This window comes from Arthrobacter sp. zg-Y40 (genome assembly GCF_020731535.1).
GTDB lineage: Bacteria > Actinomycetota > Actinomycetes > Actinomycetales > Micrococcaceae > Arthrobacter_B.
Window position 1 is genome coordinate 148,639 of record NZ_JAJFZS010000013.1, and the last position, 12,904, is coordinate 161,542.

A 12,904-nucleotide genomic window follows, 5' to 3' on the forward strand; every position below is an offset into this window, starting at 1 on the left:
GGCGGTGGGCGGTGCGCCTGAGACTGTATCCCGGCGAACACCTCATAACCGCCGGACGCCCGCACGCCCGTTCTCTGTGGAAACCGCTGGTACTGGCCGGAGTCACCGGTGCCGCCGCCGGATACGCATACGGCTGGCTCGGCCGGGACAGCCTGCCCGGGCAGCTGGGCGAGTGGAGTCCGTATCTGCAGCCCGCCGTCGCTGCCGTGGCCGTGCTGCTCCTGCTGCGCTACTGCGTCCCGCCCGTGCTGCGCTGGTTGGCCGGCCGCATCATCCTCACCGACCGCCGGCTGATCCAGCGCCAGGGGGTGCTGCTGCGGCGTGAGCATGAGATTGCCCTGGCTGCCATCTACCAGCTGGAAATACGGCAGTCCGTGCCGGACCGGATGCAGGGAAGCGGCACGCTGGTGCTGGACCTCGGACACGGGCGGGTGATGCAGTACCCGGCGGTGCCCGAAGTGCACCGCTTCCGGTCGCTAGTGGTCTCGGCCATAGGCCAGCTGCCGCTGACCGCCATGTTTGATGGTGTAGATATTGATTCAGACGGGGGATACGACTACGAACGGAGGGACAATGACTGACGCAGGCCACGGCGAGGCCGGCGCCGCCAGCCACCCCGAACCCCTGTCAGTGCCTGCCGATTCCGTGCCGGCGGACCCGCTGCAGGCCGCAACGGCGCCCCGCCCGGACTATTCGGCGGCGGACACGGGTACGGAAATTGACCGGGAGGACGTGCGCAGGCTCGAGGCGCAGCTGATCGGCGGTCCGCGGACCTTGAGGCGCCGTGAAGCTGCCGCCGAAGCGGGCGTCTCGCTCCTCTCGGCCCGCAAGCTCTGGCGCGCCATGGGTTTCCCGAACCTCGACGACGACGCGGTCTTTTTCACCGAGCAGGACCGGGAGGCGCTCAGCACCGTGATTGAACTGGTGCGCGACGAGCAGCTCACCGAGGAAGCGGCCATTTCCATCATGCGTTCCATCGGCCAGATGACGGACCGCATGGTGGTGTGGCAGGTTGAAGCACTGGTCGAAGAAATGGTGGCTAGGCGCGGAATCACCGACGCCGAGGCCCGCAAGAACCTGGTGGCGGCCCTGCCCGATTTGATTGAACCGTTGGAAAAGACGCTGGTCTACGCCTGGAAGCGGCAGCTTAATGCGGCCATCCAGCGGCTGGCCCTGCGCGCCGAAGCGGGCCTGGCCAGCCACGACGGCAGCGCCTCGGATGATGCCCCGCTGCCGCTGGCACGGGCGGTGGGTTTCGCTGATCTTGTCTCCTACACCAGCCTTTCCCGGCAGATGAACGAGAAGACCCTGGCGCAGATGGTGCAGCGTTTTGAGCACAAGTGTGCCGAGATCATTTCGGTGGGCGGCGGGCGGCTGGTCAAGACCATCGGCGACGAAGTGCTCTTCAACGCCGAGACACCTGAGGCCGGTGCCGAAATTTCACTGGCACTGGCGAAGGCCTTCACCGAAGATGAGCTGCTGCCCTCGGCCCGCGTCTCCCTGGTCTGGGGACGCGTCCTGTCCCGGCTGGGAGACATCTACGGCCCCACCGTGAACCTTGCCTCCCGGCTGACGTCCCTGGCCGAGCCCGGCACTGTGCTGACCGATGCCTCCACCGCGGCCGCGCTGAAGGACAACCCGAAGTTTGTCCTCATCCCGCATCAGCCGCGCAACGTGCGCGGGTTTGGTGAAATCCACCCGGTGACTTTGGCCCGCGGCACCGGATCGGGGCTGGTCCTGGACTGATTCCGGGTCCCTCCGCGGCCCGCCCCGCGGCCCGTTCCCATGGGCAGTGACGCAAGTTACCTCCAGATGAGATCTGTGTAACACTATGCGGTGGAACTGTGGTGTCCGCTCCCTGTCTCGGGGGTTGCCGGACCCCTTTTCCGCTGCAGGTCAAAACCAGGGGGAAACATCGTGGCAGCGCATGGGGGAAATGCACGTCTGCTCAGCCGCAAGCGGCGCAGGGCAGTGTCGGTTGGCTCGGCCGCTGCGGTCACCGCAGGGCTGGTGACCGGAGCACTGCTGTATCCGGGGTTCGCCAGCGCCGATGTGGACCTGAACGACGGCGGGGTCTGGGTCACCAACCGCACCCAGGGCATGGTGGGCCACCTGAACTACCCTTCCCGGCTGCTCGACGGCGGTTACACCGCGAACAGTGACAACTTCGATGTGCTGCAGAACGCCGGCACTGTCTTCAACCTCAACACGGACCAGTCCAAGGCCAGCCCGGTGGACGTGGCCAACGTGGCTCGCGGGGCCGAAGTGCAGCTTCCCGGTGCCGCCGAGTTTTCCTTCGGCGCCGAAACTGTGGCCATCACCGACCCGGCCCAGGGCAGACTGTGGATTCTCTCGGCGTCAGAACTGGGATTTTTCAGTGATGCAGAAACCGAGCCGGTCCTCGAAGGCAAACCGGGCGTGATTGCAGCGGTGTCCTCCGACGGACAGGTGGTGGCCGCAGCCCCCCGGGACGGCGTGCTCTACACGTTCGAAAAGGACGACGACGGGACGTACGGCGAGCCGGAGAGCCGCGAAGCACCTGCGCTGAAGGACTTCAAAGACCCCTCCATCGCCGCTGTGGGCAACAAGCCCGTGGTCCTGAATCCGGAAACCGGAACGCTTCTGCTGCCGGACGGTGAAACCATTGGGCTTCCGGAGGGAAAGAACGCCAAGCTGCAGCAGAGCGGACCCGCCAGCGACTTCGTGGCCGTAGCAACATCCCAGGCCCTGGTCCTCCAACCCCTGGACGGCGGGGAAGCGGACGTTACCAAGGTGGACTCAGGCGGCGGTGCTGCGGCTCCGGTGCTGCTTGGCGACTGCGTGTACGCGGCCTGGGCCGGCTCGGGAACCCATGTGCGGGAATGCGGCAACGACGCCGAGGACACCCGGGAGGATATCCCCGGCCTCAGCCCGTCTTCCGAACTGGTCTTCCGCGTGAACCGCGACGTGGTGGTCCTCAATGATGTCAACGGCGGCGGCGTATGGCTGGTCCTGGAAAACATGCAGTTGGTGGACAACTGGGGGGACGTCATTCCGCCGGAGCAGAGCAACGACGACGACGAAGAGGAAGCCGCCAGCGAGAACCCGGTGAATGCCCTGCCAGACCGGACCACTGAAAACCAGCCACCGTCTGCTTCGGATGACAGGTTGGGTGCCCGGGCCGGGCGCACCACCATCCTGCAGGTGCTCGAGAACGACAGCGACAGCGACGGCGACCTGCTGACCGCCTCCGTGATAGGGGACCAGCCGCTGGTCGGGTCGGTGCAGCCCATCTACAACGGCGCCGCCCTGCAGATCGTAGTTCCCGCCGGCACCCCCGAGGGAACCGGCACCTTTACCTATGAGGTCAATGACGGGCGCGGAGGCACAGACACCGCAACCGTGACGATCCAGGTCCCCGCCCCCGGCAGCAACACGCCGCCCGAGCCGCGGCGCAGCACCAAGATCCTGCTGGAACAGGGCAAGGAGGTCAGCCAGAACATCCTCAATGACTGGAAGGATGCGGACGGTGACGACCTGGTCCTGACCAGTGCCGAACCCACGGAAGACGGGGACCAAGTCCGCCCGAACTCCGATGGCCTGCTCGATTTCCGGGATGTCGGGAAAACCCAGGGCATCAAAGAAGTGCCCATCACCGTCTCGGACGGTTACGACGAGGTCAACGGGATCGTCACCTTCGACGTCCGTCCCTCCGGGGTGCTGCCCCCGGTGGCGAACTTCGATCACTTCACTGCCACGGTGGACCAGCACATCCAGCTCTTCCCGCTGAAGAACGATCTGGACCCCGCGGGCGGGCAGCTTTCGCTTGCCAAGGCGGAAGGCGAAAACGGACTGGCCCTCACGCCTGACTACCAGACCGGTTCCATCGGCTTCCTGCCCACCGCGGCGGGCACCTACTACATTGAATACCTCGTGACCAACGGCCCCCAGAGTGCCAGCGGCCTGATCCGGGTCGATGCCCAAGCCGAGGGCCGGCAGGGTGCGCCGGTGGCAGTTCGCGACGTCGCACTGCTGCCCAGCGGCGGCAACGTCCTGGTGGATGTCCTGGGCAACGACACGGACCCGGCCGGCGGACTGCTTGTGGTGCAGTCCGTATCCACTCCGAACGAGGCACCGGTCAACGTAGCCGTCCTGGACCGGCACCTGTTGCAGATCCATGATGTGCGGGGGCTGCCACAGCAGATGACCATCAGCTATGCCGTGTCCAACGGCATGTCCACGGCCACGGGTGAAGTCAATGTCATTCCCGTCGAGCCGCCCGCCACTGCCCTCCCGCCCTCCGCCGGACCCGACGATGCGGTGGTGCGGGTGGGCGATGTTGTCACTATTCCGGTGCTGGACAACGATTCTTCGCCCACCGGAGGGAAACTGACCGTCAACCCGGTACTGCCGCAGTCCGTCGACCCGGCGGACGGGCAGATGTTCGTCTCGGACAACACCCTCCGCTTCGTGGCAGGTTCCTCCGCCAAGACGGTCTATGCGATCTACGAGGTTTCGGACGAAAGCGGGCAGAAGAACTCCGCCCAGGTCAGCATCGCCATCAGGCCCCGGGACGACGAGAAAAACACGCCGCCCGTACCGCAGAACGTGGAGGGGAGGGTGGTGGCCGGGGCCACCGTGCGGATCCCGATCCCGCTGGACGGCTTGGACACCGAAGGTGACTCTGTGGTCCTGAACGGCATCGGAACCGCGCCGTCGCTGGGTGCGGCGCAAGCGGGTCCCAACTACATCGACTACACCGGACTGGCGCAGGCCGCCGGAACCGACTCGTTTACCTACACCGTCAGGGACCGGCTGGGACTGGAAAATACCGGCACGGTGCAGGTCGGTATTGCCCCCGCCGCTGAAGCCAACCAGAAACCGGTGGCAGTCAATGACAGCGTGACGCTGCGCCCCGGCCGCGGAACCTCGGTCAACGTGATCGGCAACGACTCCGACCCCGACGGTGATCCTGTGTCCTTGAACACTGCTGCCGTCAGCGGAAGCGACCCGGCCCTTGAACCCCGGACCGACAAGTCCAAAGTCCTGCTGCTCGCCCCGAAGGAGCCGGGAACCTACAACATCAATTACGGGATCAAGGACAACCGCGGCGGCATGTCCACCGGCAGCCTCACGGTGGTCTCCGACGTCAACGCACCGCTGCTGCCGCCGCATGCACGGGACGACTTGGTGGACCCGGCGGAAACGCGCGACAAGAGCTTTGTCGAAGTTCCGGTCCTGGAAAACGACGAAGACCCGGACGGACTCGCCGAAGATATGGACCTCAGCATTCTCGGCGAGCATCCCACCGCCTCCGTGGCGGGGGAGAAGATACGGGTAGACCTCACCGAGGAAGCGCAGATCATCCCCTATTCGGCCCAGGACGAAGACGGCGGCATGGCAAGCGCCATCATCTGGGTTCCCGGCCTGAGCACCCAGTATCCGATGCTGCGCAAGGCTGAGCCGCTGGAGGTGCAGGCGGGCAGCACCCTGGACCTGAACCTGAAGAGCCTGGTGGTGGTTCGTGACGGGCGGACACCGCGCGTGACGGCAGCCGAACAGGTAAAGGCTACGGGGACCAAGGACGGCGGGGTGCGCGTGATCAGCCCGACGGTCCTGCGGTACGCGCCCCACCCTGATTATTCGGGACTGGGCTCGGTGACTTTCGAAGTCACCGACGGCGCCGGTCCGGAAGATCCGGAAGGGCTGAAGGCAACCCTGACGGTTTTGGTGAACGTGATCCCGCTGCCTGAACAGAACTACCCGCCGGCGCTCAGTTCCGGCACCGTGGAAACCGCAAAGGGCGAGCCGGCAGAAGCCCTGGACCTCGCCGTGTTGGCTTCGGATCCGAATCCGGAGGACGCCGGCCGGCTCAAGTTCCGTCTGGCCGGGTCGGTGCCGCTGGGCTTCGACGCCAAACTCGACGGCAGCGTCCTGTACGTCACGGCCAAGGACGACGCCGCGGTCGGCACGACGGGCGAACTTTCGGTCTCCGTCTCGGACGGACGGGGAGACCCGGTGACCGGCAGGGTGGACATGACAGTCCTCGCTTCCACCCGGCATCTGCCGGTTGCCAACGACGACGTCGTCGCCGACGCCGTGCAGGGACGGTCCGTCACCGTTCCGGTGCTCGACAATGACGTCAACCCGTTCACGGACAAACCGCTCGAGCTGGTGGACGTGGCGGCCGACGGCAACGGCACCGCCGTCCGCCAGGGTTCATCCGTGGTCGTGACGCCCGGTGCGGAATTCGTAGGCAATATGACGGTCCGCTATACGGTCCGTGACCGCACCGGCGAACCCGGCCGCAACGCCGTAGGCCAGATCCGGTTGACCGTCCAGGGCAAACCGGCGCCGCCGGCCACCCCCGTGGTGGAATCCACGCGCAGCCGCACCGTGGTCCTGACCTGGAATCCGCCGGCAGCCAACGGATCACCGATCACCGGTTACACCGTGAGCGCCAACAACGGATTCACCCAGGCCTGCGCTGCCACGACCTGCACGCTTGAAGGACTAACCAACAACGTGGAGTATGTTTTCCGCGTAGCCGCGACCAACGCGCACGGAACCAGTGCGCCTTCGCCCACCTCCGCCGTCGCCCGGCCGGACAACAAACCCGGGCGCCCGGCGCCCCCGGAACTGGTTTTCGGGGACCGGGAACTGAAGGTGAACTGGGCGGCACCGGCCAACGACGGTTCGCCAATCAACGGATACGACCTGCAGATTTCCCCTGCCCCGCCCAACGGGGCAGTGCAGAAGTCCGCTCCCGCCGCGGGCGGAACCCTGGTCTGGACGGGCCTGGAAAACGGCACCAGCTACCGGGTGCGGATCCAGGCGCGCAACAATGCGCCGGAACCCTCCGACTGGAGCGACTATTCAGCGCCCGAACATCCCAGCGGGGTGCCCGGGACTCCCGCCACGCCCACCACGCAGAGTGCCCTGCCGCTCGGCACGGAAACCCAGATGACCGTGGATTGGGATGACGCACCGGGCAACGGTGCTGAAATCCTGGAATACAGGGTCTACGAGTACCAAGGCGACCAGCTCAAGCAGACACTGGACACCGGCAGCGCCGTGTCCAACCTGACCGTTCGGGTGAAGAACTCTGAACGGGAATACTCATACGCCGTGCAGGCCAGGAACCGAAGCGGCTGGGGAGAAGCCGGTCCACGCTCGCTGCCCCGTCGGGCGATGGGCGAACCGGGAGCGCCGCCGGCGCCGAAGCTTGAGCCCGCAAACGCCGACGGCGTGGGGAAGGCCGTGAGGATCACCTTCCCGCCGTTGTCCGCTGACGCACGCAACGGGGCCAGCGAGTCCGAAGTTATCTACACGGCGACGTTCTTTGCAGACGGAGCGTTCCTGGATAGCAGGACGGTGCGGAGCGGCGATGTGGTGGAAGGCCTGCGCAACGGCACCCCCATTACGGCGTCACTGCAAGCGTCGGTGAACATCGACGGAAACTCCTACAGCGGGCCGGGCGGTGCCCTGTCAGCGCCGGTCAGGCCGCAGGGTGCCCCGGGAACCCCGGTGTTCACCTCGGTGACCAACGGAACCTGGGTGGCACCGTCCGCGAAGCTGGAATGGGCCGCTCCGGATCCCAATGCCTTCGACTCGGTAGCCATCGAGCTCTCGGTGGACGGCGGAGAGTGGCAGCGCCGTGATCCCTGGGACAACAAGCTCAAGATCAAGGACTGGGGCAAGGAACACATCGTCAAGGTCCGGTCGCTGAACTCGGCCGGCACGCCCGGGCCGGAGGCAGTCAAGACGGTTACCACGGGAGAGCAGAGATCGGAATGGCCGGTCACCGGGGCAATCCCGCCCGGAACCCGTTCATGCATGGGGCAGCAGCCCGGTGCCGGATATGCCCAGGGATCGTGTGCGGGCGACCACTGGTATGAGGCCGGGGACACTATGATGTCCAGCTGCTACGGCACGGACGGTGTCGGCCAAATCTGGTACCGCCAGGCCTCAGGCTCGCGCACAGCAAACAACAACTACTACATCACCGGAATGCACACGGGCTTCGGCAATACGCCGCCGGAAGACATGGGCAAGTGCGGGTAAGTGGCATGCAGGTATGGACAGCGGAATGACTGGAGACATAAACATGGCAATGACCCAAGAACAGGCAGCATGGTTTGCCGAGACCTTTGAACGCCTCACTGCGAACGTAGGGCAGGCGGTGTTGGGGAAGAACGACGTCGTGCGGCTGGTGCTCACTGCCATGCTGGCCGAGGGGCACGTGCTGCTCGAGGACGCACCGGGTACCGGCAAAACCATGCTGGCACGGTCCCTGGCGGCGACCGTGCAGGGCTCGAACTCCCGCATCCAGTTCACCCCGGACCTGCTGCCTTCGGACGTCACCGGCATCACCATCTACGACCAGAAAGCCCAGCTGTTCGAGTTCCACCGCGGGCCGATCTTCGCCAACATCGTGCTGGCCGACGAGATCAACCGCGCCTCGCCCAAGACCCAGTCCGCGCTGCTGGAAGTCATGGAGGAATCACGGGTCACAGTGGACGGTGAAACCTACACCCAGGATCGGCCGTTCATGGTGATCGCCACCCAGAACCCGATTGAACAGGCCGGCACCTACCGGCTGCCCGAAGCCCAGCTGGACCGTTTCCTGATCAAGACCTCCATTGGCTACCCGGACCACGAGGCCACGCTGGAACTGCTTTCCGGCTCCTCCACCCGGGACCGGTCACTTGCCCTGACCCCGGTCATCACCACAACGGCCGTGCGCGACATGGCGGAGCTGGGCACCACCGTGCATGTGGAACCTGCAGTGCTGGAATACATTTCCCACCTGGTCTCGGCCACCCGTACGGCTACCGAAACCCGGCTCGGCGTCAGCGTCCGCGGCGCCCTCGCCATGGTCCGGGTGGCAAAAATCCGGGCTGCATCCGAAGGGCGGAACTATGTCCTGCCCGACGACGTAAAGGCACTGGCGCCGGCGGTCTGGACGCACCGGCTGGTCATGGATCCCGAAGCGGAATTTGCCGGGGCCAGTCCCGAGGCAGTCCTGCTGTCCGTGCTGGCTGATGTGCCCGCACCCCAGCAGCGTGCAGAGGCGCAGGCCTGATCCATGCCCAACATCACCAAGCGCGGCTCCCGCCGGGGCCGGAGCGCCGCAGTCCAGTTGCGCCGTCGTTTCCTGCGCCTGCGCCGGACCATGCAGCGCTCGGCTTATTGGCGGGCCGCAGCACCAAGGCTCGCCCCGGCAGCCCGCCGCCTCCGCCCGGTCCTGGACCGGACCGGAGGCCTGGCAGCAACCGCTGCGACAGGACTGCGCGCAGGCGCAGCCGCCGTCAGCCCGCTCGGCTGGCTGGCTTTGGGGTTCACCGCCATGTTCTGGCTGCTGGGCGCGGTCTTTAACTGGCAGGAGGCCTTGGTTGCCGCCGTCGGCTCTGCTGTCCTGCTGGTACTGGGAACCGCCTTTGTGGTGGGACGGCTGTCCTACAACGTCGAGCTGGACCTGGTCCGCACCCGGGTTGCCGTGGGCGACGCTGCGGTCGGCAGCCTGAGCATCACCAGCACCGCGGCGCGGGCCCTGCTGCCGGTGACCTTCGAGCTGCCGGTGGGCAACGCCACAGCTGCTTTCGACCTGCCGCGCATGCGCCCGGGGCAGACCCATGAAGAACTGTTCAGCATCCCCACCCGCCGCCGCGCGGTCATTGTGGTGGGCCCGGTGGAATCCGTCCGCCAGGACCCGCTGCGGCTGATGGGCCGCCGCGTCACGTGGGCAGACCCCGTGGACCTATACGTGCATCCCCGCACGGTGTCGCTCAGCGGATCAACAACGGGGTTCATCCGCGACCTGGAGGGGGAGCCGACCACGGACCTGTCCAGTTCCGACGTCGCGTTCCATGCCCTGCGGGCTTACGTCCCCGGTGACGACCGCCGGCATATCCACTGGAAAACAACGGCCAGGACAGGCACCCTGATGGTTCGCCAGTTCGAGGAGACCCGGCGCTCACACGTCGCCGTGGCGCTGTCCCTTAACACGGCCGAATACTCCTCCGAAGATGACCTGGAACTGGCCGTCTCCGTGGCTGGTTCCCTGGGGCTGCAGGCCTTCCGTGAACAGCTGGCACTATCGGTGCTTTCCCAGGACGGGCCAATCCGGTGCACGGCACCGGGCACCATGCTGGACGGGCTGACCGAAGCGCAGGGGCAGGCCCGGGCCTCCGGGATAGTTGACCTGGCCAGGACGACGGCGGACGCAGTTCCCAACGCTTCCGTGGTGTTCCTGGTGACCGGCACCGAACCCAACGGTGCGGCGCTGCGGTCCGCGTCCACCAAGGTTCCCCCGGGCATCCGCTGCATTGCGCTGCGGTGCGGCGCCGGCCTGGAACCGGCCCTGGCTGCCATCGGCGACCTGGCCGTGCTGGACGTAGGGAACCTTGACGGCCTTCCGGCCGTGCTGCGCAAGGCCGTGGCATGAGTGCCGGGCTAACCGGCCCCAGGCCGAACGCCCTGATGCCGCGGCTGGCGGACTGGGCGCTGCTCACCGCCATGCTGTCCCTCGGGGTACTCGGCTTCGGCCCAACCTTCGGATGGGATCCCCGGTTCCTGGTTGCCGGTTTCGGCGGCATCCTGCTCGGGCTTGGACTCGCGGAAACTTCTGCCCGGCTCCGCTGGGGATTCTGGGCGACCACCGGCGCCGCAGCCGCGGCGTACGTACTGCTGGGGAGTGCCTTTGCGGCTCCCCGGGAAGCACTGGCCGGAATTCTCCCTTCCTTCGCCTCCGTCCGGGTGATCGTGCTGGGCGTGGTGTTCGCCTGGAAGGACCTGCTGACGATTGCTCCGCCGGTCGGTTCAGCCGCCGGGATGCTGGTGGTTCCCTTCCTGCTGGCCTTTGCCTGCGCCCTGGTCTCCGGAGTGCTGGCCTGGCGTGCCAAGCGGCAGTACTGGGTGCTGCTGCCGGTGGTGCTGCTCTTCACTGCTGCCATTGCCCTGGGCACGGACCAGGCCCCGCTGCCGGGAATCCGCGGCGCGCTGCTGATCGGCCTGCTGATGCCCTGGCTGGCCTACCGGCGCGAGCTTCGCCGTGGGAGCGTGGAGACTGTTACCCTGCAGAGCCCGGCGCGGACCGGTGCCGCAGCTCCCACGGACGCCTCCCGGCGCAGCCTGCGCGAGGGTCCGGAGCAGGTGTCGGGAGCGGCCCGGGCCGCCCGCGCCCGGCGTCTGGGCTTCGGGGCGGCAGTGCTTGCGGTGGCCCTTGCCGCCTCCGTAGGCGTGGCCCCGCTGCTGGACCAGGGCGACGGGCGCAAGGTGCTGCGCGACGTCGTCGAGCCTCCCGTTGACCTCTTTGACTATCCCAGCCCGCTCACGGACTTCCGGCGGTACGTCAAGGATGAGCCGGATACCACCCTCTTTACCGTGGAAGGCCTTCCCGAAGGCCAGCGGATCCGCCTGGCCGCTCTGGACGCCTACGACGGCGTGGTGTACAGCGTTGACCCGGGCACGGACGGAAACTTCACCCGGGTCGGGGACGCCCGATCCGACCTGGTCCAGACCGGCGGCGAAGGCACGGAAGCGCACCTCAAGATTACGGTGGGCGAGTACCGCGGGGTCTGGGTGCCGGCCGCGGGCCTGGCAACCGGTTTCCAGGTGAACGGGGACCGGGCAGCGGAGTTGGCTTCCGGCCTGTACTACAGCGAAACCTCCGGCACGGCGTTGACGGTGGCCCAGCTGCAGCCCGGGGATTCCTACGAAGCCAACGTGCTGCTGCCGGACGAGCCCGACGACGCGCAGCTGGCGCAGTACCGCTTCTCCGGCACGCAGCTTCCCCGGGTCTTCAACGACCCGCCCGTACTGGGGTCCAAAGCCGCCGACTATGTGGGCGACGAAGCCCGCCCGGTCCAGCGGGTGCGCCGGCTCCAGCAGATCCTGGCGTCCGAAGGTTACTTCAGCAACGGCAAGGAAGGGGAAACACCGTCCCTGCCCGGGCACGGAGCTGCCCGTCTGCAGACCCTGATGGACGCGGACCAGATGGTCGGTGACGACGAGCAGTACGCCGTCACCATGGCCCTGATGGCACGCAAGCTGGGCATTCCGGCGCGTGTGGTGATGGGCTTTTATCCGGACTGGGAGGAGGTGGACGATCCGTCCGCACCCCTGAAGATTACCGGCGATGACGTGCACGCATGGGTGGAAGTGGAGTTTGAGCGCGTGGGCTGGGTGCCGTTCTTCCCGACCCCCGACGAGGACAACGAGCCCGTCCCCCCGCAGCAGCAGCCCAAGTCCACGCCCAAGCCCCAGGTCCTGCAGCCGCCGCCTCCGCCGCAGGAGCCTGCCGAGCTGCCGCCGGACACCAACGCGGACGCGCAGGAACCCGAGGAGCAGCAGGAGGACTTCTGGGCCACCTTCCGCTACTGGCTGCGTTTGGTTGGGCTGGCTTCGCTGCCGCTCGTCATCCTTTTCGGTCCGCTGCTGCTGATCCTGATGGTCAAGCTTCGACGGCGCCGGAAGCGGCGCCGTACCGGCCCGCCTTCGCGGCGGGTCGGAGGCGGCTGGAACGAGGTGGTGAGCATGGCAACGGACCTCGGTGCCAAGCCGCCCAGCCGTGCCACCCGGCGCGAACACGCCGCCCTGCTGCAGGACTCGTTCCCGGCGGCAGCCGACTCCACGGTGCTGTTGGCACGCCGTGCCGACGCCGGCATTTTCGGCCCCGGAGAGCCTTCCGAGGAAGAGGTCGAGGAGTACTGGAAGCAGGTGGAGGAACAGCTGGGTGCCATGACCGGTTCGGTAGGGTTCTGGCGGCGGCAGCGGGCAAGATATTCCCCGCGGTCCCTGCTGCTGGATGCCCGGATGCGGACCCGCCGCTTGAGCCCGGGCCGATGGGCGCTGCCGTCGGTTAGGGTATGGAGGAGAACTAGTAAGCCAGATCACTTTAGTGATACTTCCGGATAGGGCGTGA

Annotated in this window: 6 protein-coding genes; all 6 read left to right on the forward strand. The window is 66.9% G+C overall.

What is annotated here, in order from left to right; all coding sequences use genetic code 11:
- Window positions 1-11: 11 nt before the first annotated feature.
- Complete coding sequence (locus tag LJ754_RS13780) at window positions 12-581, forward strand: PH domain-containing protein (protein ID WP_227914190.1); 570 nt, start codon at window positions 12-14, stop codon at window positions 579-581.
- Window positions 574-1,746 (forward strand): adenylate/guanylate cyclase domain-containing protein, encoded by a 1,173-nt coding sequence (locus LJ754_RS13785; protein ID WP_227914191.1) that lies wholly within the window; start codon window positions 574-576, stop codon window positions 1,744-1,746. The genes LJ754_RS13780 and LJ754_RS13785 overlap by 8 nt, the downstream gene beginning before the upstream one ends.
- 171 nt (window positions 1,747-1,917) lie before the next feature.
- A complete protein-coding gene (locus tag LJ754_RS13790) occupies window positions 1,918-8,043 on the forward strand; it encodes an Ig-like domain-containing protein (RefSeq protein WP_227927014.1) in 6,126 nt (2,041 codons plus the stop codon).
- A 43-nt stretch (window positions 8,044-8,086) separates the two neighbouring features.
- On the forward strand, window positions 8,087-9,064 hold the full coding sequence (locus LJ754_RS13795; protein ID WP_227927015.1) for an AAA family ATPase: 978 nt from the start codon (window positions 8,087-8,089) through the stop codon (window positions 9,062-9,064).
- Window positions 9,065-9,067: 3 nt separating this feature from the next.
- Window positions 9,068-10,426 (forward strand): DUF58 domain-containing protein, encoded by a 1,359-nt coding sequence (locus LJ754_RS13800; protein ID WP_227927016.1) that lies wholly within the window; start codon window positions 9,068-9,070, stop codon window positions 10,424-10,426.
- Complete coding sequence (locus LJ754_RS13805; protein WP_227927017.1) at window positions 10,423-12,897, forward strand: transglutaminase-like domain-containing protein; 2,475 nt, start codon at window positions 10,423-10,425, stop codon at window positions 12,895-12,897. The genes LJ754_RS13800 and LJ754_RS13805 overlap by 4 nt, the downstream gene beginning before the upstream one ends.
- Window positions 12,898-12,904 lie beyond the last annotated feature (7 nt).

Bases quoted from the DNA above. Each gene is read 5' to 3' on its own strand.
- LJ754_RS13795 (WP_227927015.1), top strand. From the start codon at position 8,087: ATGGCAATGACCCAAGAACAGGCAGCATGGTTTGCCGAGACCTTTGAA.
- LJ754_RS13805 (WP_227927017.1), top strand. From the start codon at position 10,423: ATGAGTGCCGGGCTAACCGGCCCCAGGCCGAACGCCCTGATGCCGCGG.
- LJ754_RS13800 (WP_227927016.1), top strand. From the start codon at position 9,068: ATGCCCAACATCACCAAGCGCGGCTCCCGCCGGGGCCGGAGCGCCGCA.
- LJ754_RS13785 (WP_227914191.1), top strand. From the start codon at position 574: ATGACTGACGCAGGCCACGGCGAGGCCGGCGCCGCCAGCCACCCCGAA.